The organism is Microbulbifer sp. TB1203 (assembly GCF_030997045.1).
In the GTDB taxonomy this organism is placed as follows: Bacteria; Pseudomonadota; Gammaproteobacteria; order Pseudomonadales; family Cellvibrionaceae; genus Microbulbifer.
This window is the reverse complement of the sequence record NZ_CP116899.1, coordinates 1,055,077-1,081,659: the sequence shown is the minus strand read 5'-3', so window position 1 is coordinate 1,081,659 and position 26,583 is coordinate 1,055,077. Positions and strand designations below refer to the sequence as shown.

The 26,583-nt window shown below is 59.5% G+C and carries 21 protein-coding genes; 15 read left to right on the top strand and 6 right to left on the bottom strand.

Going from position 1 to position 26,583, the window contains the following annotated elements; genetic code table 11:
- Positions 1 to 44: 44 nt before the first annotated feature.
- Positions 45 to 449 carry a secondary thiamine-phosphate synthase enzyme YjbQ gene (locus PP263_RS04655; RefSeq protein ID WP_308367204.1) on the bottom strand — a complete coding sequence of 135 codons (405 nt, stop codon included), beginning with the start codon at positions 447 to 449 and terminating at the stop codon, positions 45 to 47.
- A 78-nt stretch (positions 450 to 527) separates the two neighbouring features.
- On the opposite strand from PP263_RS04655, the gene trmA reads away from it, so the two are divergent.
- On the top strand, positions 528 to 1,616 hold the full coding sequence (gene trmA / locus PP263_RS04650) for a tRNA (uridine(54)-C5)-methyltransferase TrmA (protein ID WP_308367203.1): 1,089 nt from the start codon (positions 528 to 530) through the stop codon (positions 1,614 to 1,616).
- A gap of 108 nt (positions 1,617 to 1,724) precedes the next feature.
- Here trmA and PP263_RS04645 read toward each other — a convergent pair whose 3' ends face one another.
- From PP263_RS04645 to rmuC, 3 genes are read right to left on the bottom strand one after another with little or no spacing between them, the layout of a single operon-like run.
- Positions 1,725 to 2,189 (bottom strand): DUF2489 domain-containing protein, encoded by a 465-nt coding sequence (locus PP263_RS04645; protein ID WP_308367202.1) that lies wholly within the window; start codon positions 2,187 to 2,189, stop codon positions 1,725 to 1,727.
- The gene (locus tag PP263_RS04640; protein WP_308367201.1) at positions 2,186 to 3,115 is read right to left on the bottom strand and encodes an AEC family transporter; all 930 of its coding nucleotides are present in this window, start codon (positions 3,113 to 3,115) and stop codon (positions 2,186 to 2,188) included. Before PP263_RS04640 ends, PP263_RS04645 begins: the two co-directional genes overlap by 4 nt.
- Before the next feature lie 6 nt (positions 3,116 to 3,121).
- A complete protein-coding gene (rmuC, locus tag PP263_RS04635; protein WP_308367200.1) occupies positions 3,122 to 4,498 on the bottom strand; it encodes a DNA recombination protein RmuC in 1,377 nt (458 codons plus the stop codon).
- A gap of 21 nt (positions 4,499 to 4,519) precedes the next feature.
- On the opposite strand from rmuC, the gene murI reads away from it, so the two are divergent.
- The 11 genes from murI to PP263_RS04580 all read left to right on the top strand — a co-directional run bounded on the left by murI (position 4,520) and on the right by PP263_RS04580 (position 19,820).
- Complete coding sequence (gene murI, locus PP263_RS04630; RefSeq protein ID WP_308367199.1) at positions 4,520 to 5,392, top strand: glutamate racemase; 873 nt, start codon at positions 4,520 to 4,522, stop codon at positions 5,390 to 5,392.
- A 53-nt stretch (positions 5,393 to 5,445) separates the two neighbouring features.
- Complete coding sequence (locus PP263_RS04625; protein ID WP_308367198.1) at positions 5,446 to 8,148, top strand: PD-(D/E)XK nuclease family protein; 2,703 nt, start codon at positions 5,446 to 5,448, stop codon at positions 8,146 to 8,148.
- A gap of 123 nt (positions 8,149 to 8,271) precedes the next feature.
- The gene (locus PP263_RS04620) at positions 8,272 to 11,733 is read left to right on the top strand and encodes a UvrD-helicase domain-containing protein (RefSeq protein WP_308367197.1); all 3,462 of its coding nucleotides are present in this window, start codon (positions 8,272 to 8,274) and stop codon (positions 11,731 to 11,733) included.
- A 171-nt stretch (positions 11,734 to 11,904) separates the two neighbouring features.
- Complete coding sequence (locus PP263_RS04615; RefSeq protein ID WP_308367196.1) at positions 11,905 to 12,978, top strand: 3-deoxy-7-phosphoheptulonate synthase; 1,074 nt, start codon at positions 11,905 to 11,907, stop codon at positions 12,976 to 12,978.
- Positions 12,979 to 13,448: 470 nt separating this feature from the next.
- On the top strand, positions 13,449 to 15,875 hold the full coding sequence (locus PP263_RS04610) for a glycoside hydrolase family 9 protein (protein ID WP_308367195.1): 2,427 nt from the start codon (positions 13,449 to 13,451) through the stop codon (positions 15,873 to 15,875).
- A gap of 140 nt (positions 15,876 to 16,015) precedes the next feature.
- A complete protein-coding gene (locus PP263_RS04605; RefSeq protein WP_308367194.1) occupies positions 16,016 to 16,633 on the top strand; it encodes a class I SAM-dependent methyltransferase in 618 nt (205 codons plus the stop codon).
- Positions 16,634 to 16,702: 69 nt separating this feature from the next.
- Entirely contained in the window at positions 16,703 to 17,332 is a 630-nt protein-coding gene (locus PP263_RS04600; RefSeq protein ID WP_308367193.1) for a penicillin-insensitive murein endopeptidase, read from the top strand.
- Between the two features lie 183 nt (positions 17,333 to 17,515).
- Entirely contained in the window at positions 17,516 to 18,184 is a 669-nt protein-coding gene (gene pcp / locus PP263_RS04595; RefSeq protein WP_308367192.1) for a pyroglutamyl-peptidase I, read from the top strand.
- Between the two features lie 190 nt (positions 18,185 to 18,374).
- Positions 18,375 to 19,013, top strand: a complete 639-nt coding sequence (gene tmpT / locus PP263_RS04590; RefSeq protein ID WP_308367191.1) for a thiopurine S-methyltransferase — start codon at positions 18,375 to 18,377, stop codon at positions 19,011 to 19,013.
- Between the two features lie 87 nt (positions 19,014 to 19,100).
- Positions 19,101 to 19,556 (top strand): thioredoxin TrxC, encoded by a 456-nt coding sequence (trxC, locus tag PP263_RS04585; RefSeq protein ID WP_308367190.1) that lies wholly within the window; start codon positions 19,101 to 19,103, stop codon positions 19,554 to 19,556.
- Positions 19,557 to 19,670: 114 nt separating this feature from the next.
- Positions 19,671 to 19,820 (top strand): DUF3096 domain-containing protein, encoded by a 150-nt coding sequence (locus PP263_RS04580; protein WP_308367189.1) that lies wholly within the window; start codon positions 19,671 to 19,673, stop codon positions 19,818 to 19,820.
- A gap of 15 nt (positions 19,821 to 19,835) precedes the next feature.
- On the opposite strand, the gene PP263_RS04575 is transcribed toward PP263_RS04580, so the two are convergent.
- The gene (locus PP263_RS04575) at positions 19,836 to 19,964 is read right to left on the bottom strand and encodes a hypothetical protein (RefSeq protein ID WP_308367188.1); all 129 of its coding nucleotides are present in this window, start codon (positions 19,962 to 19,964) and stop codon (positions 19,836 to 19,838) included.
- 323 nt (positions 19,965 to 20,287) lie between these two features.
- Here PP263_RS04575 and PP263_RS04570 point away from each other — a divergent pair, with 323 nt between their 5' ends.
- The 3 genes from PP263_RS04570 (at position 20,288) to PP263_RS04560 (ending at position 25,537) form a co-directional block, all read left to right on the top strand.
- Positions 20,288 to 21,565 carry an endonuclease gene (locus PP263_RS04570; protein ID WP_308367187.1) on the top strand — a complete coding sequence of 426 codons (1,278 nt, stop codon included), beginning with the start codon at positions 20,288 to 20,290 and terminating at the stop codon, positions 21,563 to 21,565.
- Between the two features lie 244 nt (positions 21,566 to 21,809).
- On the top strand, positions 21,810 to 24,353 hold the full coding sequence (gene hrpB, locus PP263_RS04565) for an ATP-dependent helicase HrpB (protein ID WP_308367186.1): 2,544 nt from the start codon (positions 21,810 to 21,812) through the stop codon (positions 24,351 to 24,353).
- Positions 24,354 to 24,439: 86 nt separating this feature from the next.
- On the top strand, positions 24,440 to 25,537 hold the full coding sequence (locus PP263_RS04560; RefSeq protein ID WP_308367185.1) for a hypothetical protein: 1,098 nt from the start codon (positions 24,440 to 24,442) through the stop codon (positions 25,535 to 25,537).
- A gap of 341 nt (positions 25,538 to 25,878) precedes the next feature.
- Here PP263_RS04560 and nfuA read toward each other — a convergent pair whose 3' ends face one another.
- Positions 25,879 to 26,481, bottom strand: a complete 603-nt coding sequence (gene nfuA / locus PP263_RS04555; protein WP_183456821.1) for a Fe-S biogenesis protein NfuA — start codon at positions 26,479 to 26,481, stop codon at positions 25,879 to 25,881.
- Between the last annotated feature and the right edge of the window lie 102 nt (positions 26,482 to 26,583).

The window sequence follows — 26,583 nt, the reverse complement described above, 5'->3', positions numbered from 1 at the left end:
AGTTCCCTCTCCCCCTTTGGGGAGAGGGTTAGGGAGAGGGGGCACTAGAAGTGCAAAATCACTCGCCGCCTGCCCCGGTGATGCCGGTGCTCCCACAGATAAATCCCCTGCCAAGTCCCCAACATCAACCGCCCCGCCTGTACCGGGATGGAAAGGTTGGTAGCCGTCAACGCCGCCTTGATATGCGCCGGCATATCGTCCGGCCCCTCCAGGGTGTGGGTGTAGAGCGGATCATTTTCCGGCACCAGCCGGTTCAGCCAGTTCTCCAGATCCTCCCGCGCGCTGGGATCGGCGTTCTCCTGGACCAGCAGGCTGGCGGAGGTATGCTGGATAAACAGGGTACAGAGGCCGTCGCCGCCCCCCTGCTCCCTCACCCAGTCGTTCACCTGGTCGGTAAATTCGTGCAGCCCCTGGCCGCGCACCGGTATTTGTATTTCACCAATTGCCATATAATCCGCGCCCTGAATTTCCGAAGCAATGCCACCCAGCCTCCGAAGCCGGGCCCCTCCCCTATAGTTAGTTCAATTATGGCCATACACAGTGTAAACACAGACGACTACACCCGACAGCTCCAACAGAAGGTGGAGCGTCTGCGCGAGGCCTATGGGGACTACACCGACCGGGAACCGGAAGTTTTCCCCTCGCCCCCCAGTCACTACCGGCTGCGCGCGGAGTTCAAGGTCTGGCAGGAACAGGGCCGCGCCCATTACGCCATGTTTCGCCAGGGCGAATACAAGAAGCCGTTTATTATCGAGGAGTTTACCGTCGGCTCCGAGCTGATCAATCGCCTGATGCCCCTGGTGCTGGAGGCGGTCAACGCCAGCGAGGTTCTCAGAAAACGCCTGTTCAGCGCCGAGTTTCTCACCACCCTGGGTGGCGATGCGCTGGTTACCCTGATCTACCACAAGAAACTGGACGAAGACTGGGAGTCCGCCGCCCGCGCCCTGCAGGAAAAACTGGGCTTCCCGGTCCTCGGCCGCTCGCGCAAACAGAAGGTGGTTCTGGAGCGGGATTACGTCATCGAACGGCTGCAAATCGGCGACAAAACCTACCAGTACAAGCAGGTAGAGGGCAGTTTTACCCAGCCCAATGGCGAAATCTGCCGCGCGATGATCGGCTGGGCCAAGGATGTCTGCAAAGAAAGCCGCGGCGACCTGCTGGAACTCTACTGCGGTAACGGCAACTTCACCATTCCGCTCAGCGAGCATTTCGATAAAGTGCTGGCGACAGAAATTTCCAAGGTCTCGGTCAATTCCGCGCAGGAAAATATCCGCGCGAACGGGGTGGACAATCTGGCTATCGTGCGCCTGTCCAGCGAGGAATTCACCCAGGCCATCGACAAGGTGCGCCCCTTCCGCCGGCTCAGGGATATCGACCTGGGCAGCTACGACTTCTCCACCGTGCTGGTGGACCCGCCCCGCGCCGGGCTGGATACGGACACCTGTGCAATGGTCGCTCGCTTCCCGCGGATTCTGTATATCTCCTGCAACCCTGAGACACAGCTGGAAAACCTGGCGGAACTGAGCAAGACGCATCGGGTGGAACGTTTCGCGATATTCGATCAGTTTCCGTATACCGACCATACCGAGTCAGGGCTGCTGTTGACCCGCAAGTAGGATGGGCAAAGGAGCGCAGCGACGTGCCCGTCTTTAACTCGGCTGATGGGCACGCTCCGCTTTGCCCATCCTACAAGGCTGGACACCGGCGTGCGCCGGTGTGACGACCTAAAATGACCTGCCGAGAATCCGTTGCGCCGCATCCAACGCAAAATCCCGATACTCCACCTCGAGCTTCGCCATTTCCTGCTCAAACTGGAACTGCTTCTTGCGCGGTAACTTCTTCCACTCCTGCAGAATTGGAATATGGCTGGTCTTGTCCGCCACCGTATAGAAAGCCACAAACTCGTCGCGCACACTCTGCTCCACCTGCAGCGCATCCAGCAAAACGCGAATGCGGATCGAGGCCTCGGTCAGCCCCACCCCGTCGTCCAGCAGTGTGCGGGCGAGTATCTGGATACTGTCGTTGACCCGCCGCCGCTGGTCATGTGCCGCCTGTTCCAGTTCCGCCAGTTGTTGTGCCTGCGCCTTTTGCGCAATATGCAGTTTGCGCAGGTAATAACCGGCGATCACCGCCAGCACAAAGTCGATCAGCGCTGCCGCAACCAGCAGCCAGGTGGGAAAAGGGCTCATAGATAGACCTCCAACAGCGCCAGCCCCAGACTGGCGGTAACGATAGACAGCAGTGTGCTCAGGGCGACGATATTGGCTGCCAACTGGCTGTTGCCCCCCATCGCCCGCGCCATGATAAAAGATACGGTGGCGCTGGGCGAAGCGGCGAGCAGCAGCAGTACGCCCATGGACTGCGACGGCAGTTGAAACAGCCAGCCGAAGGCGATCAGGACCGCCGGCACAACCAACAGTTTGAATCCAACCGCACCAAAGGCAGCCAGCGAGCTGCGGCGCAGCAAGCTGAAATCCAGGCTGGCGCCGATACACAGCAGCGCCAGCGGCAGGGTGATGGAGGCCAGGTAATCACCGGTTTGCAACAGAATCTCCGGCAGTTTCACGCCCAGTTGCTTGCAGATCAGCGCCAGTACGATGGCCACGATCAGCGGGTTCTGCACAATGTCTTTCGCCAGCTTTTTCCAGCTGAAACTTGCCTGCTGGCTGTACATCGCAAACAGCACAACCGCCGCAAGGTTGTACAGAATGGTGACCACTGCCATCAGCAGCGCCGCCTGGGCCAGGCCGCTGCTGCCGTAGGCGTTGGCCGCCCAGGCCAAGCCGATAATTCCCAGGTTGCCGCGGAAAGCGCCCTGAATAAAAGCGCTGCGGTCCCCCCGCGCCAACGGCCGGGCCACTACCCAGGCTAATGGAATCGTGATGACGGTTCCCAGGAATCCTGCCGCCAACAGCGGCAACTCCTGCCCCAGCTCGGCGTCCGCCGTAAAAATATTGATAAACAGCAACACCGGCAGGGTGATCATAAACACCAGCCGCGAGGCGTCGTCGACAAACGCGTCGCGCAGCAGGCCCAGGCGCACCAGCCAGTAACCGATAATCAATGTGAGAAAGATCGGTCCGGTGACCGACAGGGCAAAGGCGAATATCTCCATCGGGTTTTATTCGCCTTCGGTTTCGGTCTGGGGTTCGGGTAGCGCCCTGCTGTCGGAAGTCTCCGCCTGCTCGCGCAGGTTTGCATCTATCCGCTTGCGGGTTCGGGCGCCCAGTTTGCGCAGGCTGTCGATACGCTTAACCGCATTGCCGCGGCCGGTGGCCAGGCGCTTGTAGGTCTGCTGGTAGGCGTCCTCCGCCTGGCGGATGCGGCTGCCCAGTTCATCGAGGGACTCCAGCACCATGGCAAACTGATCGTGCAGCCTGCCCGCCTCCTCGGCGATTTTCTCCGCGTTCTTGTTCTGCTTTTCGTAGCGCCAGATATTCTCCACCGTGCGCAGGGTAGCCATCAGGCTGGTAGGGCTCACCAGCACGATATGCTTGTCGTAGGCATCGCGGAACAGCCCCGGGTCCGCTTGCATGGCCAGCATGTAGGCGGCCTCGATGGGCACGAAAATAAAGACGAAATCCAGGGTGCGCACACCCTCGAGTTGCTCGTAGGCCTTCTTGTTCAGGCCGGCGATATGCGCGCGCAGGGACTGCACATGCTGCTTCAGCGCCTGGGCCCGTTCCTCGTCGGTTTCCGCGGAACAGTAGCGCTCGTAGTCCAGCAGCGAGACCTTGGCGTCGATAATCAGGTCCTTGTTTTCCGGCAGGTGCACGATCACGTCCGGCTGGCGACGGCGGCCATCCCCGATGAAGCTGACCTGGGTATCGTACTCGCGCCCTTTCTGCAGGCCGGACTCCTCCAGCAGCCGCTCCAGCACCACCTCGCCCCAGTTGCCCTGCACCTTGCGGTCGCCCTTGAGCGCCGAGGTCAGGTTGAGAGCCTCTTCGCTGATGCGCTGGGTCTGCTCGCGCAGCGCCTTGATCTGCCCCAGCAGGCTGTTGCGCTCGGCGTTCTCGCGGTCGTAGACGTGCTCCACCCGCTTGCGGAAATCCCCCAACTGGCGCTCCAGTGGGTCCAGGCTCTTGCGCAGGCTGTCCTCGCTGCGGCGTACGAACTGTTGCTGCTTCTCCTCGAAGATGCGATTGGCCAGGTTCTCGAACTGCTCGGCCATGGCCTTGCGGGTCTGCTCCAGCAGCTGACGCTGCTCCGCCAGCGCCGCCTCGCTCTTCTCCACCAGCACCTGGCTGCGGGTCAGGCGCTGCAGTTTATCCTCCAGCTCGGTGCGCAGTGCCTGCACTTCGGCGGAGAGCTGGGCCTCGCGCTCGCGGCTGTTGTCGAGCCGCGCCTGCAACACCGCCTGCGACCCGAGACTCTGCTCCAGTCGGCGCGCCAAGCCCGCGCGGCCCAGCCATACCGCTGCGGCCAGCAGGCCGAGCAGCGCAAGGGCGGCACCGACTGCCAGGTCCAGTTCGATCCGCAGGGGGAAGACTTCCATGGGGTGCTCTTGGTCGGGTGGATGTTTGTTATGCTATGCCCAAATCAGCTTTGGGTAACAGCATTGGCGAGCGCGCATTCTAGCAAGGGGGCGGACCGGCCCCCAAGTGTACTGGTCTTCGATTCCGGCGTGGGTGCAATTAGTATCGCGCGGGAGATCCGTGCCCTGCTGCCCGGCCTCACCCTACACTTCGGCATCGACAACGGCTTCTTCCCCTACGGCGACAAGACAGAGCAGCAGCTGCGCCCGCGTATCGTCGAGACAGCGGGCCGCATGATGGCCCGGAGCCGGGCGGATATCCTGGTGGTGGGCTGCAACACCGCCAGCACCCTGGCCCTGCCACAACTGCGCGAAGTCCTCGCGCAACCAGTGGTGGGCGTGGTGCCGGCGGTCAAGCCCGCGGCGGCGGCAAGCAGCAGTGGCACCATCGCCCTGATCGCCACCGAGGGTACGGTCAACCGCAAATACACCCACGACCTGATCGAGGAATTCGCCAACGGCGCCCAAGTGATCAACGTGCCCGCACCGGAGCTGGTGCGCCTGGCGGAAGCCAAGCTGCGCGGCGAGCCGGTTACCGCCGAAGACCTGGCCCCGGTGCTGAGCCGTATCTTCGATGCCCCCGGCGGGGACAAGGTGGATATCGCCGTGCTGGCCTGTACCCACTTTCCCCTATTGCGGGAGGAACTGGACCGCTATGCGCCCCGCCATATCCTGTGGCTGGACTCCGGTGCGGCTATTGCCCGGCGTGTGCACTGGTGGCTGGAAGAGCTGGAATTGGCGCTGCCGGGTTCGCCCGAGGCCGGGTTGCTGCTGACCAGCGCGCTGGACCCACAGGGAATGATCGGAGCGGCTTTTGCGGAACACGCTCCGATGCCGATGGAGATAGTTAGCTAAACCAACAGACGCACGCGGCCACTTAAAATCAAACCGGACAACAAACGAAAAAAATGCTGCAACCCGCCTTCCCCCTACTGGAAATACTCGCGCAACTCCCCCCGGGCGGCCTGCTGCTGACCCCGACCAACCGCCTGCGCAATCGCTGCCAGCAGGTCTACGGCGCACAACAGGCCGCGGGTAGTTGCTGGGCCCCGCCGCCGGTGGAATCCCTGCAGGGCTGGTTGGACAAATGCTGGTTTCAACTTCAGCAACGCAACTGGCAACCAGCGCTCAGGCAGGTGCTGAATCGGGAACAGCGCCAGCTGCTGTGGCAGCGGGCGCTGGACCAGTCACTGGATAGGCAACTGCTCAACAGCCAGCAGCTGTGCCGCGATGCGGACAGCGCGCTGAGCCAGCTGATGCAATGGCGCCTGCTGTCCGATCCCGGCACCCTGGATGAAACCCTGCCGCCACTGCTGGAACAGTTCGCCCTCGCGCGCGCGGACTTCCCGCTGTTCGATATGCTCGACGCCTTCCAAACCCAGCTGCAAACCCACAACGCCATTACCCAGGACCAGCGGGACCAACTGATCGCCCGCGCCTTTCGCGAAGGTGTGCTACTCCGCATACCGCGGCTGGCACTGGCCGGATTCGCGCAGATTTCCCCGCTCGCCGAGGACATAGTGAACCTCGCCGCGGAACAGGTGACGCGCTGCGAGAGCCCGGAAGCCGACGCTCAAATCACCTGCGCCCCCTGCGCGGACCTGGAAGACGAACTGCTGCAGGCCGCGCGCTGGGCGGCGGACAAACTGCGGCAGAACCCGGGCGCCGGCCTCGGTATAGTGGTCAACAACCTGGGCCAGTGCCGCGCCCAGGTGGAGAATATTTTCGCCCGCGTGCTGGAACCCCAGTGGCTGAACCCGGACCAGCCCCGCTATACCCTGCCGTTCAACTTCTCCGCCGGCACCCCGCTGGCGCAAACCCCGGTGGGCGCCGCGGCCATACAGCTGCTGGAACTGCTGCGCGACCAGTGGGACTACGCCCAGCTGAAAAATATTCTGTTCTCGCCGTTCTGGGGCACAACCGACGAACTGCATCTGCGCAGCGCCCTCTTCCGGCAGTTGCAAAAGCTGGAGCTGTGGCAGATCGACGGCGCCACCCTGCGCTATCGCGCGGAAAAAATCGCAGCGGAACTCTCACCCGAGGGTCCCCTGCCCAAACAACTGGAAAAAGTCGCCGACTTCGCGCGCCGCTGGCAGCGGGCGCCCGCGGAGATCTGGGCGCAGCGCTTCTCACAAACCCTGGAAACCCTCGGTTGGCCCGGCGCGCGCAACCCGGACAGCCAGGAATACCAGCAACTCACCCAGTGGGAAGGCGCACTGGAAGAATTGGCCGCGCTCAGCACCTTTGCCGGCTCCCTCACTCTGAACCAGGCGCTGCAACAGCTGAACCAGATCGCCAACCGCAGCCCCTTCCAGGCGGAGACCCGGGACAGCCCGGTGCAGATACTCGGCGTACTGGAAGCCGGCGGCCTCGCCTTCGACCACCTGCGCCTGGTGGGCTTCGGCCAGCAGCAGTGGCCGCCGCCCCCCTCGCCCAATCCGCTGCTGCCTATGCCTTGGCAAAAGCATTGGCAGATGCCCCGAGCCAGCGCCGAACGCGAACTGGAACTGGCCCGCCAGATCACCCGGGACCTGCTCGGTGCCGCCACCGATATCACCGTCAGTTTCGCCCGTGAGGAAGACGGCATACAGCAACAGCTGAGTTCCCTGTTCGGACAGTTGCCGCAAGCGGCAACTGTAAATGGGGACCCATTGGAACCTTTTTACCGCCAGCTGGAAACCGGCGCCTCGCTGGAAAAAATCAAAGACGAACAACTGCCGCCCCTGCCCGCCGAAGAGCGCGCACGGGTGCGCGGCGGCGCCTCGGTACTGAAGGCCCAGGCGCTCTGCCCGCTGAACGCGCAACTGCAATACCGCCTGGGCGCCGCCAGCTATCAGGCGCCCGCGCTCGGTCTCTCCGCCGCCGAGCGCGGCAACCTGGTACACCAGGTGCTCGCCCACTTCTGGCTCTCTTTCCCCCAGGCCGACGCCTTTTCCCTGCACAAGCTGCAAGGCGAAGAACGCCAGCAGCGCATCCGCGAAGCAGTGGAAAACGCCATCCGCGAAAAACAGGCCCAACATCGCCAACTTCCCGTCGGCTTCTGGCAACTGGAACAACAGCGGCTCACCCGACTGCTGGAGCAGTGGCTGGAAGTGGAAATGTCCCGCCCGGATTTCGCCGTGACCCGGATCGAATGGGAACAACCCATCGAACTCGCCGGCCTCGGCTTCCATCTTCGCCTCGACCGCCTGGACACCCTGCCCAACGGCGAACAACTGGTAATCGACTACAAAACCGGCGTGCCCAGCATCAACGACTGGCTGAGCGAACGCGTGCGTGAACCCCAGCTGCCTCTCTACGCACTGATGCAAACCGAGGCTCGCGCCATCGCCTTTGCTCAGGTGCGCGACGGTGATAGCAAATTTAAAGGCTGTGGGGATATTGCGGAGCCCATCGAGGGTATCAAGGCGGTGGCGGACACGCAGAAGGAATCGTCCTTTGGCAACTGGGAACAACTGATCGACCACTGGCGCCTGGGCCTGTCGCAACTGGCGGAGGAGTACCGCGAAGGATATGCAGCGCTGGTGTTTGAGCGGCAGGCGGATAACTTTGCGCAGCGCGATCTCTGGCCGCTTAATCGGTGGCCGGAATGGATGAAAACGGCAGAATGATTCTTTACTTGGCAGGGGCAAGCTAGCAGAAAGCCGTCAGAAAATAACTGAACCAATAGCGAAATATCCAATAAATAAAGGGCAGCCCAAAGTGCATTTCCTGCTCTCAGCCTAGAAAATTCTATGATCGAAGTAACCGATACCGTCAGCCAACCCGTCGACACCAAAGCTCGAACCCGCGCACTGGATATCCGCGCCAGCTTCGCCGTCTCCGCCCCCGCCGGCTCCGGCAAGACCGGCCTGCTCACCCAGCGGCTGTTGAAACTGCTCGGCAGTTGCGAGCAGCCGGAGGAAGTATTGGCGATCACCTTTACCCGCAAGGCGGCGGGCGAGATGCGCGAGCGGCTGATCGAGGCGCTGCGCAATGCGCGGGAAACTGCCGAGCCGGAAAATCCCCATGAGCGCACTACCTGGATTCTGGCGCGGCAACTGTTGCAACGGGACGAAGAGAAGAACTGGCAGCTGCTGCAATCCCCCCAGCGCCTGCGTATCCAGACCATCGACGGCCTCTGCCGCAGCCTGGCCAGCCAGCTCCCCATCGAGAGCGGCATGGGCGCGCCCGGCGAACCGCTGGAGCAGCCGCAGATTGCGTTTGAAATGGCGATCGTCAACCTGCTGAAGCAGTTGGATACCGAGGAGCCGGACGGCGCGCTGCAATCCCTGCTGTTGCACCTGGACAACGATCTCGGCCAGCTCAATAAGTTGTTACAGATATTGCTGGCCAAACGGGAGCAGTGGCTGGGGCCACTGCTGAACGTCAACCTGGAGGGCGCCGAAGATTACTTTCATTTTGTCATCGACGAACTGATTACAGAAAACCTCGGCGCGCTGCAACAGGCGCTGCGCGGCTATGCCGGCGAGTTGGTGGAACTCGCGAATTTTGCCGGCACCAATCTGCGCAAGGACAAACCGGATCACCCGCTGTGCCAGTGCGCGGATCTCGGTACACTGCCGCCGGTCACCAATCAGGCCCTGCCCCAGTGGCTGGCGCTGGTGGGCCTGCTGGTGACCAATACCGGCGAGCTGCGCAAACCGGGGGGGATCAACAAAAATCTGGGCTTCCCCGCGCTGGGAAAGAAGGACCCGGAAAAACCCCGTGCGGACGAATATAAAACCCGCCTCAAGGAGCTGCTTGCGGAGCTGGCCGGCAACCGGCAGCTGCTCGATACCATCGCCGAGGTGCGGGTCCTACCCGCGGGTATGGTGCGGGATCAGTGGCAATTGCTGCAGGCGCTGGCGCAGGTGTTGCCGCTGTTGGTGGCGGAGCTGAAACTCGTTTTCCAGCAGTTGGGCGCCACCGACTACACGGAAGTGGCCCAGGCCGCGCTTACCGCGCTGGGCGAAGCTGAGTCACCCACGGACCTGGCGCTGAAACTGGATGTGCAGATCCGCCATATCCTGGTGGACGAGTTCCAGGACACCTCGCAACTGCAATTGCAACTGCTGGAAAAGCTCACCGCCGGCTGGCAGGCGGACGACGGCCGCACCCTGTTTATCGTCGGCGACGGTATGCAATCCTGCTACGGCTTCCGCAACGCCAACGTGGGGATTTTTCTCGACGCGCGCAGCCGCGGTATTGGCGAAGTGCCGCTGGAACCGCTGGACCTACAGGTGAATTTCCGCTCCGGCTCGCCGGTGGTGGACTGGGTCAACCGCACTTTTCAAACCGCTTTCCCAACCCGGGACAATATCGGCCGCGGAGCCGTGCGCTATCTTCCCTCGCAGGCATTCAAGACCAAAAACTGGAACGGCGTAGCGGTCAATTTCTACGGCTGCGTCAACGACGAAGAGCGGCAGCAGGAAGCGCAGCAGGCGGCGCGGCTGGTGGAGGAACTGCAGCAGCGGGACCCGCAGGGCCGCATCGCGATACTGGTGCGCAAGAAAAAACACCTGGAGCGCATACTGCCCGAGCTGTCAGCCGCCGGCATCGCCTATCAGGCCTCCGAACTGGCGCCGCTGGCAAGCCAAATGGTGGTGCTGGACCTGCTCAGCCTCACCCGCGCCCTGCACGACCCCGGCGACCGTATCAGTTGGCTGTCCGTCCTGCGCGCGCCCTGGTGCGGCCTGGATCTCACCGACCTGTACCAGGTGGCTAACTGGGACAACGGTGAAATCCCGCCGCTGGACGTGCGCGCGCGGCCGCTGCTGCAGACGCTGGAAGAAATCGACCGGATCGAATCCCTCAGCGAAGCGGGCCGCGCACGCCTGAGGCGCACCGGCACCCTTTTGCGCAACGCCTGGCAGGAGCGCCGGCGCAAACCGCTGCGCGTCTCGATCGAAGGGCTGTGGCTGGCCCTCGGCGGCCCGGCGGCAACCGCCGACAAGAGCCAACTGACCAGCGCCCACGACTTTTTCCTGCTGCTGGAGAAATTCGATTGCGGCGGCAGTATCCAGGACTGGAAAGCCTTCGAACAGGCGCTGCAGAAACTCTTCGCGCGCCCGGCCCAGGAAGCACGGGTGCAGGTGATGACCATCCACAAATCCAAGGGCCTGGAGTTCGAGCATGTGCTGATTCCCGGCCTGGACCAGGGTGGCAAGCCCGGCGGGGATCAGCTGCTGCGCTGGGCGGAATGGCTGAACCGCGCCGGCGAAAACCGCTTCCTCCTGGCCCCCAAAAGCCCCCGCGGCGATCGGGACCCATTGTTCGACTACCTGCGCCACGACAACAGCGAACGGGAACGTTTAGAGGGAACGCGCCTGCTGTACGTCGGCTGTACCCGCGCCATCCGCTCCCTGCACCTGCTGGCCTGTGTGCAGCGGGATGAAAAAAGCCCGTCCCTGAAGGCCCCCGGCGGCGCCTCCCTGCTGGCCGGCATCTGGCCGGCCATCAACGAAGAGACAGACTGGTGCCACTGGCTGGAAGCGGATGGGGCGAGGCAGGAGAACGATGCCGCAAGCGATCAAAGCTACCTGCTGCGCCTGCCTATGGACTGGCAAGCCCCCACCCCGCCCCGACAGGAACTACTGGCGGAGTACCGCACCGCCGACTACCGGCGCGCGGACACCGGGGAGCCCAACCTGCCCGAGATGGGACAGATACGGCTGCGCTGGCTGCGCCACGCCGGCACCGTGGCCCACGAAACTTTAGCCACCATCGCCCAGGGCAGGGCCACCATCGCCCAAGGCAGCCTCGACCAATGGGACAATGAACGCCTGGCGCAACAGCACCCCCTGTGGCAGCTGCGCCTGCAACAACTGGGACTCAGCGGTTCCGGCCTGGAACGGGCGCGGGAAAAGGTGGAACAGGCAGTGCGCAACACCCTCGCCTGCCCCAGCGGCCGCTGGCTGCTGGATTCCGGCCACCGCGACTCCGCCTGTGAACTGGAACTGCACAGCGGCGGCCAGCAGCTGCGTCGCGCCATCGTCGACCGCACCTTTATTGACGAACAGGGCCGGCGCTGGATCGTAGACTACAAGACCGCGGAGCCCGCCGCGGACCAGCCCGAGGGAGACTTTGTTGAGGAACAGTTGGAACACTACCGCGGGCAATTGGAAGCTTATAGGAAATTGTTCTACGCCCGCGGCGAACGCAACATCCGATGCGCGCTCTATTTCCCCCTGCTGCAAAAACTCGCCGAGCTGTGATGGGCAGGTTCCCGGGACCGCGGAGCTCCAGCTCGGCAAGGCGGGCCACCGCGCGGAAAGCCCAATTTGGTTACAAATGAAACACTCGCCGTATTTGCATGCTCTGGTAGGATACCCGCTCACTCTAAATTGGACGTAGGGTGCGCCGTGCGCACCAGTAAAGATTTCATCATGACCACACAGCAGTTCGACGACCTGAATGTCGTCTCCCAGGAAATTCTGATCAGCCCCGAGCAACTCAAGGCCGAGTTGCCGGTCAGCGATGCCGCGGAAGCCACCGTCGCCGCCGGCCGCGCCGCAGTGCGGGACATTCTCGACCGCAAGGACCACCGCCTGATGGTGGTGATCGGCCCCTGCTCCGTACACGATGTGGACGCCGCCCTGGACTACGCGCGACGCCTGAAAACAGTGGCGGACCAGGTGTCCGACACCCTGTTGATCGTCATGCGCGTCTACTTTGAGAAGCCCCGCACCACCGTGGGCTGGAAAGGGCTGATCAACGACCCCTACCTGAACGATTCCTTCAAGATCCAGGATGGCCTGCATATCGGCCGCAAGCTGCTGCTGGATATCGCCGAAATCGGGCTGCCCACCTCCACCGAGGCACTGGACCCCATTTCGCCCCAGTACCTGCAGGACCTGATCTCCTGGTCCGCCATCGGCGCGCGCACCACCGAATCCCAGACCCACCGGGAAATGGCCAGCGGCCTCTCCTCCGCCGTGGGCTTCAAGAACGGCACCGACGGCAGCCTGGACGTGGCCATCAACGCGCTGCAATCCGTGGCCAACCCGCACCGCTTCCTCGGCATCAACAAGGAAGGCCAGGTCGCCGTCATCCACACCGCGGGCAACCGCTACGGCCATGTGGTACTGCGCGGCGGCAACGATAAGCCCAACTACGACTCCGTGAGCGTGGCCATGTGCGAGCAGGAGCTGCAAAAGGCCAAGGTGCCGGAAAACATCATGGTCGACTGCAGCCACGCCAACTCCAACAAAAACCACGAGTTGCAGCCGTTGGTAGTCGATAACGTCACCCACCAGATACTGGACGGCAACAAGTCCATTATCGGCATTATGGTGGAGAGCAACCTCAAGGCCGGCAACCAGAAGATTCTGGAAGATCACAGCCAGATGGAATACGGTGTGTCGGTGACCGACAAGTGTATCGACTGGGAGACCACCGAATCGCTGCTGTTGAAGATGGCGGAGCAGTTGAGAGAACCGCTAAAAGCACGCAACGCCTGAAATCACTCGCGGGCATGGCCCGCTCCTACAGTCTCTGTGTAGGAGCGGGCCATGCCCGCGAAACCGCTGATATCAATATCTTTACCCCGCCCAACAGCTCGCATCACCACGCCCCAACGATATGAGTTAGCAGACAAAGTCTGCTAAGCTCCTAAGCCGCTTCTCCTTGTAGGATGGGCAAAGGAGCGCAGCGACGTGCCCATCTTCCCGGGCCTTGATGGGCACGCTACGCTTTGCCCATCCTACGAAAATTGCCCTGCCGCCCCTTAATTTAGTGCCATTGAGGTATTACCCAATAACTATAAAGTGAGCTGATGATGACCCACTCTTTAAAAGTAGTCGGCATTGCTATATTGAGCTTCTCACTCCTGGCATGTGACCACGGGAAAGATACTGCGAAGATTTCGGCAGATACTGGCGCTTTTGCCTTGAATGACCGGGACTATTTTCAAAACCGTGGCGTGGGGGTTATGGCCTTTCACGATACCGCGCCGGAAAGCCATCAGAGTGGCGTTATCATTGTGATGCACGGCACTCGCATTGCCAGCAACGGCGATATTCGCCTGGAACCGACCCCCGGCCAGTGGTCGCCGACCCCTAAAGTATTGTCCCGGGATGTCGACCGGGAGGCAGGCGAGATCCGCACCCGTCTAGCCTATCCCGATGAGAACCAACACCACACCGGCTTTAATCCCCTTCACTATCCGGACCTTGAACTCACCTACGATGTGCGGATGCGGGCCGAAGGCAATGCCATCAAGGTGAGCGTGGACCTGGACAAGCCCCTGCCCCCGGAGTGGCTGGGCCAAGTGGGCTTTACCATGGAGCTCTACCCCGCCGATCTGTTCGGCAAATCCTGGATTATGGACGAGCACACCGGCATTTTCCCGCGTCAGCCCTATGGCGTTGAACTGCCCGAAGGCGCACAAGTCGAACCCCAGCTGGTAGCCAGCGGTGATTTAAAAGGATTGAAACCACTGCCCAACCACAGGGCACATCCCGTACCTCTCGCCATCGGCAAGCACCTGTCAGTTGCGCCCGAATCCGAGCAACTCCGCCTACAGATTGATGCCGCCCGGGGCGAACTGGAACTGTATGACGGCCGCAACCAGCACCAGAACGGCTGGTTTATTGTGCGCAGCACCATTCCCGCTGGCGCCACGAAAAATGCCGTTGAGTGGACTATTCGCCCCAATGTGATTCCGGACTGGATTTATCAACCCGTTATCCAGCACTCCATGGTGGGCTACCACCCCGGGCAGAAAAAAGTGGCGGTGATCGAAACCGATACCAATGACGCTGCGGAAGGCAGGATGCAGCTGCTGCGGCTGGCTGCCGATGGCAACCACGAGACAGTGCTGGACAAGCCCCTCAAACTCTGGGGCAAGTTTTTGCGCTACCGCTACTTCCACTTCGATTTTTCCGAAGTCACCCGGGAAGGCATGTACCAGCTGGTTCTGGGCGAGCAGAAGAGCAAGCCCTTTCGCATTGCCGCCAATGTTTACGACCAGAATGTCTGGCAACCCACGCTGGATTATTTCCTGCCCGTGCAGATGGGGCATATGCGGGTAAAGGAGAAATACAAGCTCTGGCACGACACCAGCCACCTTGACGATGCGCTGATGGCACCCGTGAATATCAACCATTTCGACGGCTATGTGCAGGGTCCCTCAACCCTGACCAACTTTGAACCTGGCGAACACGTACCCGGGCTTGCTCAGGGCGGCTGGTACGACGCCGGCGATGGTGACTACCGCATTGAATCCCAGTCCGGTGAAGTTTTCATTCTCAGCGCCGCCTACGACGAGTTCGACGTTCAACACGACAACACCCTGATTGACCAGACGATAAAACTGACCGAGATTCGCGAGCCGGACGGCAAGCCGGATATTCTGCAACAGATCGAACACGGCCTGCTGACGGTGGTGGGCGGCTACCAGGCGCTGGGACGGCTCTACCGGGGCATTATCACCCCGACCCTGACCCAATACGTGATGGGTGGCGACTTCTCCGGCCAGACCGACAACCGCATCTACGATCCCAACCTGGACGAACCGGAACAGCTGGGCAACCGCTCCGCCCTGCCCGACGACCGCTGGGTATTTACCGAGGACAATCCCGGACGCGAGTTCCACGCAATTGCCAATATCGCCGCGAGTGTCAACGCGATGCGTGACTACAATACCCAACTGGCCGATGAAACCCTGGCCGCCGCCGAGGCGCTGTGGCAAGTGGACCGTCCAGTGGACAACGACGAGGTACGGCGCAATAAAATCCACGCCGCTGTGGAACTGTTCCGCGCAACAGGTAAACCCGAGTACCGGGATCACGTTGTGAGCGAGCGCGACTTTATTGTCGACAATATCCGCTCGGTGGGCTGGATAGTGGCCCGCGCCCTGCCCCAGCTGGATGACAGCGACCTGACTGAAGCCATGCGGCCCGCTGTAGCCGGGTTTTACCGCGAGATCGAGGAGTCCATGGCGGCCACACCCTACGGATTGAATTTTGAGATGGGCCTCTGGGGCAAGGCCTGGGAGCTACAGTATCAAGGCGTCAGCCACTATTTCCTGCACAAGGCTTTTCCGGAGGAATTTGGCAGGGAATACCTGCTGAATATTATCCACTATGTACTGGGCACTAATCCTGGCTCCAATAACCAATCCTACGTCTCCGGCGTGGGTGCCAAATCCAAGACCTCGGCCTATGGCCTGACCCGCATGGAGTACAGCTACATTCCCGGAGGAGTTACCGTGGGCACAGCCCTGGTACAGCCCGACTTCCCCGAGTACAAGCAGTTTCCCTATCTGTGGCAACAGTCCGAATATGTCCTGGGCGGCGGGGCCAGCAACTTTATGTTCCTGACGCTGGCTGCGGATGCGTTGTTGAATGGGAAATAGCTCGGGCCGAGAAGGTGAAGTTGTGCTTTAACCATAGTCCTGGATAACTTGTGGACTATTATACTGAGTAGCAATCAGTGTCGCTTGGCCGATAAAGTGGCCAAATAAATCAGTGAGGCAGTCAAAACAGGGATAGATAATTGAAAGGATCAAAAGAATTTTGGGACAAAACTGCACCTCGTTACGCCAAAAGCCCGATTCGAGACGAGAAAACTTACCAGAGGAAATTGGCAATCACACAGGAGTACTTGCGGCCGGACTCGTCCGTATTAGAGTTCGGATGCGGCACTGGCAGTACGGCAATTATCCATGCACCCTACGTCAAGCATATTGTCGCTACTGATATATCGGACAAGATGCTGAATATCGCCGAACAGAAGGCAAGGAATGCAGGTATTGAAAATATCAGCTTCCAACAGGGCACCCTGGACAGTCTCGAATTAGAAGCGGAAAGTTATGATGCCGTTTTAGGACTCAACGTATTGCATCTCCTCGAAGATGTGGATGGAGCCATTTCAAGGGCACATGAATTGTTAAAGCCAGGCGGCGTCTTCGTATCCAGTACCGCACTGGTTGATGAAATCAATTTCTTCTGGCGATTGTTGATTCCCCTTATGCAGCTCCTGGGTTTCGCACCTTATGTGAATCGCTTTGGCAAGCAGGCGCTCTTGGCCAAGTTAGCCAATGCCGGCTTTAGTATCAATCACGAGTGGCAGCCCGGGAAGGAATCGATTTTTATTGTTGCCAGGAAACTCTAGTCAAGATGACCTCATTAGCACTAAACGGACATGAAGCACCTTCTATCAATCCTATTATTGGCTCCTCTAGTGACAGCTGCTGAAACCAGCACATGTTATGGAACAACTTCGAATGGGCGCTTAGAGAATGGCGTCCAGCTTCCACCCGAAGGAAAGAATTATGTTGGGTACAGCTCCATTGCTAGATTATCTGGAAGAACCTATGTTCATTCCTCAGTGAGAGACATCATCGTATCTGCCTACGGAGATCTTGAGAAAGAGCAGCCGACTAAAGTCTACAAATATGCCGAAACCGGGTTTAAGGAAGGCGGCCAATTCAAGCCCCATAAAACTCATAGAAATGGCCTTTCAGTTGACTTTATGACACCGGTCATAGATAAAGAAGGAAAGTCGGAACATCTTCCAACAAACCCGTTAAATAAATTTGGTTACAATATAGAATTCGATAAAAGTGATGAATATGATGGAATGCGTATAGATTATGAAGCACTAGCAGCCCATATTGTAGCGCTCCACAAGCAAGCAAAGAAACAAGGCTACGATCTATGGCGCGTAATCTTTGACCCCAAATTACAGCCAAATCTATACGAAACTAAATATGCTGACTATCTTAGGAAAAATATTCAATTTTCCAAGAAGCGCTCTTGGGTCAGACACGATGAGCACTATCATATTGATTTTGCCATACCATGCATATAGCTATCTGACAAGCATACAGTATTATTCCGGCGAGCTTAATTGTTGACTCATAGGCCATCATAGTGGCCGAGACCAAGAGAATCACAGGATCAAGCCTTACATTAGACATCACCGATATTGGAGCGAAGAGTAAAATATTGGCTTCCTTTTGCAGAGGGTCAGATAAGGATAGAGGGGCTATAAATGACAAGGATTCTACTGACAGGGTTTGAAGCCTTTGGCAATACGCCGGTCAATCCCGCCGAATCTGTGGTTCGATCCCTTGACGGCACAGCCATCAATAACGCGAGAACTGTCGGAATTGTAGTGCCGAACAACTTCTTCGAATGCATCGATGTCGTGCGTACTGCAATCGAGGAAGTAAAACCTGAGCTGGTTGTGATGATGGGTGAGTACGGCGGCCGCGCCACCATCACTGTCGAGCGTATCGCGCAGAACTTCAATGACTCGACGCGCTACCGGCTGAAGGATAACCGCGGCGTGGCGCTACAGGGCAAGCCCACAGTGCCCGATGGCCCCGTTGCCTATCACAGCACCCTGCCCTTGCGAGCTATAGTCAAGGCCATGCGTGCCACGGGCGTGCCGGCTGATATATCGGATACTGCCGCCACCTTCTGTTGCAACCACCTGATGTACGGCATCCTCCACTACATCGCCACCAACGCCCTGGATATCCGCGCCGGCTGGATCCACCTGCCCCACCTGCCCGAGGTCGCCGCACTACCGGAGAACCTGGGCGCACCCAGTATGTCCCGTGAAACCGCGACCCTCGGCGTACGCGCCGGGATTGAGTCTGCCTTGCGACACCCGCAGGATATCGACGAACCAATCCTGTCACGCCTGCAGATTTAGGAACATGGATTTTTCACCAATCATTACAACGATCTTGAGGCAATCTGATGGCTACTACCAGCCAGCATAGTTATTTCAATTCAACCGGTTGCGGCAGAACTTCAAACACATGAAGCAGTCCTCTATATACCTGAAGAGAGCATACACTGATACTATTGCTCATACGCAACATACTTTATAGGCAATTAGTATGGATCACGACTTTTGGCTTCAGAAGTGGGAGGGTAATGATATTGGCTTTCACGAGCACGAAGCCAATCCGGCTCTAGTAGATAACTTCCGCGAACTTTCTTTAGAGAAAGGCGCTCGAATATTTTTACCGCTGTGCGGAAAAACCCTTGATATCGCCTGGTTACTGTCTAAGGGCTGCCACATCTCCGGCGCCGAACTGAGCACCGTGGCTATCGAACAACTGTTTGCGGAGCTCGGTGTTGAACCTCAGATCTCTGATCTCGGCAGAATAAAGCACTACAACACAGAGAATGTCGATATCTACGGCGGCGATATATTCGATTTGTCGGCCGAGATATTGGGCTCGGTCGATGCCATCTATGATCGGGCCGCTCTAGTGGCTCTGCCCGGGAAGATGCGTAGTCGTTACACAGTCCACCTGATGGAGATCACACGGAAAGCACCTCAATTGCTGATTACTTTTGTTTACGATCAGACGCTGTTACCAGGCCCGCCCTTCTCTGTCACTGATGCGGAGGTCAGCAATCACTATAGCGATTACTATCAACTAAAACTTCTGGAAATCAAGGACGTGCCCGGAGGACTAAAAGGACAATGTCCAGCCCGGGAACATGTGTGGCTACTCAACAAAGGCTGAAGTATACATGGCTGCCGACACATAGATTAAAAATCAGGCAACCGAATACAGATATACTTGCCAGCATTGACCTGCTGAGATCCGCGAATGACCGATACCTCCCCTGTGCAGATTGTCTGCCCCGCTTGCGGCACAATCAACCGCGTGCCCGCCCACAAACTCAGCGACCGGCCCCTGTGCGGCAAATGCCGGAGCGCGCTGCTTAACGGGCGGCCGATCGAGGCCACCGACCAGAACTTCCGCCGCTTTATCGATACGTCGGGGCTGCCGGTGGTCGTGGATTTCTGGGCGCCCTGGTGTGGCCCCTGCCGACAATTTGCACCGGTTTTCGGCCAGGTGGCGGCGGAGATGGCGACCCGGGCCACTTTTATCAAGCTGGATACCCAGGCCAACCCAAGCACTGCGACGAATTACCAAATCCGTTCCATTCCGACCCTGATGGTGTTCTATGGTAGCCGGGAGGTTGCGCGGCTGTCAGGCGCACTGCCCAAAACCCAGTTTAAGCAGTGGTTGTACCAGCAACAACCTTTCTTGACCCACTAGCAAGTAAAACCCCGACAATACTGATGCGTTTATCGCAATCCTCGACTACATTAAGGTCGACAATTACGAACAAGGCTTATCGGCTGGCGTAGAAAATCACACAGTGAAGGGTGAATGGATATGACTTTACATTTTGAATTGGTACCCGTTATCTCCGTACTCTCGGGCATCGCAATACTGATATGGCCAAGACTGCTCAACTACATAGTCGCTATCTATTTGATCATTGTCGGGTTGGTTCAGATCTTTGGCATTCAAGTCTAGAATCCAGCAGTCAACCTAACGGAACTGTCTTTTGCGCAGTATTCTTTTTTGGCGCAGGCTTTCGATGCGGAAGTCTGCCATTTTATCGTGCTCCGAATTCACTTTTATGGCGCTCCGGTCCACCATAAAGGTCAGCCAATTCATATAAAGATCCGCCAACACGGCGGGCTGCACTAATTTGTATTGATCACAGAAGCGCACCAAATACTGTCATATATAAACACTATTGTGACGGGCAACCATTATAGCTGCTTGTTTATTAAGGGCTTCATGAGGCTGACCAGCCGATCACCAGGTGTGTCCTGCAACAGTTTCGTAGTCGCCAGTGGATTGATCAGTGCCCAAGCAGATGTGGAGCTCCGGATTCCACACCTGTTCCAATTGCCCCCTTGAACGAGCAGCTATAGCGGTATATCGGGACGGGTTCTCTCTTTGTGTCCCCAACTGCAATCCTCAGGACAATAGTGATGAAACAATACCTTGGTGTGTTTTTGTTGTTATCGGTATTCAGCCAGTGGGCGAATGCCGATGTGGCAAACGGTGATTTCGAAAACTGGACTGGCGGCAATCCCGACGGCTGGACCACCATCGACTCAGGCATCAGTGTCAACCAAAGCACATCCGTCGTTTACGGCGGCAATTCTTCAGCGGCGATAACCGTCAAAACCGGCGAACAGTCCTCGACGGATTTTCGGCAGACGGTGAGTGTTACCGCGGGACAGACTTATGATTTTTCCGTATGGGTCCGCCACACCGAAGGCCATGTGAGTGCGCGCCTCTACGTTAACGGCTATCGCGATTACACCAACTATTCGCTCACCGGCCAGTGGCAGCAGCTCAGCTACAGCTTCACCGCCAGTTCCAGCGGCACCATCGAGGTGGGGCTGCGGTTCTATGACCGGTCGGGCTTCGACGGCACCGAAGTGGTTTATGTGGATGCCTTTGAACCCACAGACACCAGCGACAGTGACAGCCATGACGGCTATTATGACCCCGCGAAGGGCCTGAGCGGCTACAGCCTGAAAACGGCGCTCTACAACATTATCAGGGATCACTCCGTCCAGAGTTACAGCGCACTGTGGAATTTCTACGCCGTCAACGATCTGGACTACCACTACGAGCAGGACGGATCGATTCTGGATATCTATTCGGAAAAGCCCACCGGCAGCGATTCCTACAACTACACCGCGGTGAGCGACCAGTGTGGCAACTACGACAGCGAGGGCGACTGCTACAACCGCGAGCACAGCTTTCCGCGCTCCTGGTTCGGTGGCGCCGTATCGCCGATGAATACCGACGTGCACCACATCTTTGCCTCCGACGGCTATGTCAACGCCCTGCGCTCCAGCTATCCCTATGGTGAGGTGGCCACCACCAGCGCCGTGTCCAGCAACGGCAGCAAACTCGGTTCCGGCCAGTCCAGCCAGGGCTATACCGGCACAGTGTTCGAGCCCATTGACGAGTTCAAGGGCGACGTGGCGCGCGCCCACTTCTATATGGCCACCCGCTACCAAAACGTGATTGCCGGCTGGGAAAACTACAGCATCTATGGTGATGCCGTGCTGGACGGCTCCAGTAATCAGGTGTTTGAAGACTGGGCACTGCAGCTGCTGATCGACTGGCACTATGCCGACCCCGTGAGCCAGTGGGAACTTGACCGCAACGATGCGGCCCAGGAGTTCCAGGGCAACCGCAATCCCTTCGTGGACCATCCGGAATATGTAGAGTCCATCTGGGGGCAATAATCCCCGGGTCAGTTCCGGGCTGTCGCCTCGGACGTAATGGCACTAAGTTAAGCGATTTCTTCTTGTAGGATGGGCAAAGGAGCGTAGTGGCATGCCCATCAATCCAGGGCTGTGATGGGCACGCTTCGCTTTGCCCATCCTACAGGGTCATCGTACCCACGCTTAGCTTATGCGTTCACCCCGGCCTACAGGCTCAGTTTTCGCTCATATCTCGACGGGTCCCCAGCCCGTTATAATGCCGCCCATGTCAGAGTTACCCATTCACGCCGCTTTACCCGAACTGCTCTCCGCCCTGGGCCGACACAACAATGTCGTCCTCCAGGCCCCACCCGGCGCCGGCAAGACCACTGTGGTGCCGCTGGCGCTGCTGGACTGCGACTGGCTGGAAGGCAGAAACATTATCATGCTGGAACCGCGGCGACTGGCGGCGCGCAGTGCGGCTGCGCGTATGGCGGAACTGCTGGGAGAGCCGGTCGGACAGACGGTGGGCTACCAGATCCGTGCCGAGCGCAAGGTGAGTGGCAGAACCCGCGTACTGGTGGTCACCGAGGGAATCCTGACCCGGCTGCTACAGTCGGACCCGGAACTCGCGCAGACGGCACTGGTGATCTTCGACGAATTCCACGAGCGCAATCTGCAAGGGGATCTGTCCCTGGCACTGTGCCTGCAATCCCAGGAGTATCTGCGCGAGGACCTGAAACTGCTGGTGATGTCCGCCACCCTGGAAACCGAAGCGGTGGCCACCCTGCTCGGCGGTGCGCCGGTGGTCAGCAGTGAGGGCCGCAGCTTCCCGATTCACGTTCACTACCTGCCACACCGCCAGGTTCCCGACGACAACCGCCAACTGCCCGCGCTGATGGCCCGCAAGATTTCCGAGTGGATGGATGTGGAGGACGGCAGCCTGCTGGCCTTTCTGCCCGGCGTCGGCGAGATCAGGCAGGTGGAGGAACGGTTGCGGGAACAATTCGCCGACCGGAGGGAGATCACCATCGCCCCGCTCTACGGGGACCTGAGTAAACAGCAGCAGGACACCGCCATAGCGCCCTCCCCGCCCGGCCGGCGCAAAATCGTGTTGGCCACCAACGTGGCGGAAACCAGCCTCACCATCGAGGGCATCCGCATGGTGGTGGATTCGGGCCTGATGCGGGAGTCCCGCTTCGACCCAAACACGGGCATGAACCGCCTGGTGACCACCAGTATCTCCCAGGCCTCGGCCACACAGCGCTGTGGCCGCGCCGGACGCCTGAGCGAAGGTCAGTGCCTGCGCCTGTGGAGCGAATCCCGGCAGCAGGGCCTGGCCCCGAAAAACGCCCCGGAAATCCTGATCAGCGATCTGGCGCCACTGGTACTGGAACTGGCCCATTGGGGCGTTCGCGAAGTGGACGAACTGCGCTGGCTGGACCCGCCGCCGACCGGGCCCGTGGCCCAGGCTCGGGAGCTGTTGCAGCAACTCGGTGCCCTCGACCGGGAACAGCGCATCACCGCACACGGCAAGGCGATGCTGGCACTGGGTACCCATCCGCGCCTCGCCCATATGATGATCCGCAGCCTCGACTGGGGCCTGGCGCGGGAGGCCTGCCTTTTGGCGTCGCTGCTTTCCGAACGGGATATATTCAGGGGTGAACAGCGCTGGGACCGGGATATTCACAAACGCATGGAGGTTCTCCTCGGCCGGACTAAGAATCCAAATGCCGACAAAGGCGCCATACAGCGCATCCGCCAGCAGGCCGGAATCTGGCAGGGGCAGCTGCCGGGAGTGGAAGGCAACACAAGCGGCATCGACGATATCGACCGCACCGGCGCGCTGCTGGGCCTGGCCTACCCGGATCGAATCGCCCGCAACCGCCACGACCGTGAGCGCCGCTTCCTGTTGGCCAGTGGCCGCGGTGCCCATTTCTCCCACGACGACGAACTGGCCCTGGCGGATTACCTGGTGATAGCGGATCTGGACGGCCAGGGCCGCGATGCACGTATCCAGCTGGCCGCGCGTATTTCCGAATCTGTTTTGCGCGAGTACTTTGCCGATTTGATCGAGCGGAACGAATCCGTGCGTTGGGATGACAGTAACGATCGCGCCGTTGCCAGCGAACGCACCACCCTCGGACGCATAGTGCTGGATGAACAGCCGGCAAAAAATATTTCCCCGGAATTGCTCAGCCGCGCCCTGCTGGATGCCATTCGCCAGAAGGGACTGGGTACCCTGCCCTGGAGCAGAGAGGCCCTTGCCCTGCGCGCCCGGGTAGAGTTTCTGCGCGGCAATGTGAATGAATTTCCCAATTTGCTGGCGGAGCTGGCACTGCCGGACTGGAGTGAAGCGGCGCTGAGGGAATCTCTGGAAGACTGGCTGCTTCCCCATCTACAGGGCCTCAACAAGCTGGAACAACTGAAACAGCTCGACCTGCACAGCATACTTCGAAGCCAGCTGGACTGGCCCTGCCAGCAACGGATAGACGAACTGGCTCCAACCCATTTCACCGCGCCCAGTGGCTCACGTATTCCGATTGATTACGAAGGGGAAGAGCCGGTACTGGCGGTGCGCCTGCAGGAAATGTTCGGCCTGGCGCAGACCCCGGCGGTTCTCAAGGGGCAGTATCCCCTGATGATTCACCTGCTCTCCCCCGCCCGGCGGCCGGTGCAGGTCACCCGGGACCTGGCCAGCTTCTGGGCCAACACCTATCAGGAAGTGAAGAAGGAACTCAGGATCAGGTACCAGAAACACTACTGGCCGGATGATCCGCTGACGGCGCAGGCAACCAGCAAGACTAAAAAGCGCATGGATTCGCCATAAACCGCGACAATTGGGCCAAACTGAATGGCGGAGTGCCGCTCTCTCACACTGCCCAAGTAATCAGAAGACCCGAAAGCAAGGGACCTATGCTGCAACTGATTACCCGCTTGTCGCGCAAATTCCAGCTGTGGAGCATCGGCGCACCACTGGCCGCCTGCGGGGTGCTGGCCCTGGTCTGGGGACGTTCGCCGGGGTGGTTTCTTCTGCTGGTTTCCGCGGCCGCGCTGATCGTGGCGGTACTCGTCGCCGTTCATCACGCGGAGGTTATAGCGCGCCGCGTGGGCGAGCCCTTCGGCTCACTGGTGCTCGCGCTGGCGGTCACAGTGATCGAGGTATCACTGATCCTGTCGCTGATGCTGTCGGACGTCATAACCTCCAAGGGCTTGGCGCGAGATACGGTTTTCGCGACAGTGATGATTGTGTGCAACGGGGTCATCGGCCTGTGCCTGCTGGCGGGCGCCCTGAAGCACAGGGTCCTCGGCTTCCGCACCGAGGGGACGACGCCGGCCCTGGCGGTTCTCGCGACCTTGGTCACCACTGTCCTGGTACTGCCGGACTTCACCTTCAGTACCGAAGGCCCGACCTTTTCCAACTCCCAATTGATATTTGCCGGCGCAGTATCGCTGTTGCTGTACGGCGTATTTATTTTTGTGCAAACCATCCGCCACCGGGATTATTTCCTGCCCGAGGCCGAGGGCGTCGAAACCCGGGAGGAGCGTATACCTTCAACTTTCGCCGCCGGGTCCAGTTTGCTTTTGCTGATCCTGTCCCTGGTTGCTGTCGTCGGCCTCGCGGAATCACTGGCGCCCCCCATCGAAGGTTTTGTCCAGCGCGCGGACATGCCCCACGCGGTAGTGGGTATCGCCATCGCCGCGATGGTGCTGCTGCCGGAAACCACTGCCGCCATCCGTTCGGCCCTGCGCAACCGCATGCAGATCAGCTTCAACCTCACCCTGGGCTCGGCGCTCGCCAGTATCTGCCTGACCATTCCCGCGGTCGTCTTTACCTCCATCTTTCTGAACCTGCCGATGCATCTCGGCCTGCCCGCCAAGGAAATAACGCTGCTCGCGCTAACCCTGCTGTTGACAACCATGACCCTGTCCTGCGGGCGCGCCACGATACTGCAGGGGTCCGTGCACCTGGTGGTTTTCGCGGTATTTATTTTTACCGCGATGGTGCCTTGATCGGGTTCGGGAAACTTGTGTGGGAGCGGGTTTTATTTATCTGCTGTAGGAGCGGCCGCTGGCCGTGATCGGCTTCCGTTCGAGGTGAGTGGCGATCCAACCACCGGGGGACCTTTTGAGGGACACGCTGTGAATACCTCCCTGTACGCTCGTAATCGGCATCCATGCCTCATACGGTCCCACAAAAGGTCCCCGGTGGTTGGATCTGCTCGTCGAGGTTTGTACTCCTATCTAATGCCGATCGCGGCCAGCGGCCGCTCCTACAGGGGGAAGGTTTGGAAATGATTTCACTGCGGGCATAAAAAACGCGGCTCTACCCGCGTTTTTATATCTCGTCCAGATCAGTAGTAGGCCTGGGAGGTATCGGTGTGGTCGGTAATGTCCTTGACCCCGGCCAGTTCGGGAATCTTTTCCTTCAAGGTCTTTTCCACGCCCTCTTTCAGGGTCATATCCACCATGCCGCAGCCCTGGCAGCCGCCGCCGAATTTCAGTACCGCATAGTGGTCATCGGTCACTTCCACCAGGCTCACCTGGCCGCCGTGGGCGGCGAGGCCGGGGTTGATATCGCTGTAGAGCACGTAGTTGATACGGTCTTCGATGGGGCTGTCGTCAGTGACTTTCGGCATGCGCGAGTTGGGCGCGCGAATGGTGAGCTGGCCGCCCATCTTGTCCGTGGAGTAGTCCACCCGGGCTTCGTCCAGATAAGGGATGCTGCGCCCTTCAAAGTAAGCCTTGAGACCCTCGTATTCCACCATCACGTCTCCCTCCTGCTCCTCCCCGGGACGGCAGTAGGCAATGCAGGTCTCCGCATTTGGGGTGCCGGGATTCGATACGAACATACGCACAGCGATACCCTCGCAGTCCTGCTTCTCCAGCAGCTCACGGAGGTAACCCTGGGCGGATTCGGTGATAGTGACGTTCAGGTCTGAAGGCTGTTGTGACATAAAGCTTCTCAAATAACCGAGTTTCTTACTCGGGTATTTTACTCTCAGTTGGCCGCAAGTTAAACCGCGGATTGGCTGCAAGGGCGGACAGGGGGTCCGGGC

Bases quoted from the DNA above. Each gene is read 5' to 3' on its own strand.
- PP263_RS04575 (WP_308367188.1), bottom strand. From the start codon at position 19,964: ATGAATTGGCTGACCTTTATGGTGGACCGGAGCGCCATAAAAGTGAAT.
- nfuA (WP_183456821.1), bottom strand. From the start codon at position 26,481: ATGTCACAACAGCCTTCAGACCTGAACGTCACTATCACCGAATCCGCC.
- PP263_RS04640 (WP_308367201.1), bottom strand. From the start codon at position 3,115: ATGGAGATATTCGCCTTTGCCCTGTCGGTCACCGGACCGATCTTTCTC.
- trmA (WP_308367203.1), top strand. From the start codon at position 528: ATGGCCATACACAGTGTAAACACAGACGACTACACCCGACAGCTCCAA.
- PP263_RS04610 (WP_308367195.1), top strand. From the start codon at position 13,449: ATGGCCTTTCACGATACCGCGCCGGAAAGCCATCAGAGTGGCGTTATC.
- trxC (WP_308367190.1), top strand. From the start codon at position 19,101: ATGACCGATACCTCCCCTGTGCAGATTGTCTGCCCCGCTTGCGGCACA.
- PP263_RS04655 (WP_308367204.1), bottom strand. From the start codon at position 449: ATGGCAATTGGTGAAATACAAATACCGGTGCGCGGCCAGGGGCTGCAC.
- PP263_RS04625 (WP_308367198.1), top strand. From the start codon at position 5,446: ATGCTGCAACCCGCCTTCCCCCTACTGGAAATACTCGCGCAACTCCCC.
- hrpB (WP_308367186.1), top strand. From the start codon at position 21,810: ATGTCAGAGTTACCCATTCACGCCGCTTTACCCGAACTGCTCTCCGCC.
- PP263_RS04620 (WP_308367197.1), top strand. From the start codon at position 8,272: ATGATCGAAGTAACCGATACCGTCAGCCAACCCGTCGACACCAAAGCT.
- rmuC (WP_308367200.1), bottom strand. From the start codon at position 4,498: ATGGAAGTCTTCCCCCTGCGGATCGAACTGGACCTGGCAGTCGGTGCC.
- murI (WP_308367199.1), top strand. From the start codon at position 4,520: ATGTTTGTTATGCTATGCCCAAATCAGCTTTGGGTAACAGCATTGGCG.
- pcp (WP_308367192.1), top strand. From the start codon at position 17,516: ATGACAAGGATTCTACTGACAGGGTTTGAAGCCTTTGGCAATACGCCG.
- PP263_RS04645 (WP_308367202.1), bottom strand. From the start codon at position 2,189: ATGAGCCCTTTTCCCACCTGGCTGCTGGTTGCGGCAGCGCTGATCGAC.
- PP263_RS04570 (WP_308367187.1), top strand. From the start codon at position 20,288: ATGAAACAATACCTTGGTGTGTTTTTGTTGTTATCGGTATTCAGCCAG.
- PP263_RS04560 (WP_308367185.1), top strand. From the start codon at position 24,440: ATGCTGCAACTGATTACCCGCTTGTCGCGCAAATTCCAGCTGTGGAGC.
- PP263_RS04580 (WP_308367189.1), top strand. From the start codon at position 19,671: ATGGATATGACTTTACATTTTGAATTGGTACCCGTTATCTCCGTACTC.
- tmpT (WP_308367191.1), top strand. From the start codon at position 18,375: ATGGATCACGACTTTTGGCTTCAGAAGTGGGAGGGTAATGATATTGGC.
- PP263_RS04615 (WP_308367196.1), top strand. From the start codon at position 11,905: ATGACCACACAGCAGTTCGACGACCTGAATGTCGTCTCCCAGGAAATT.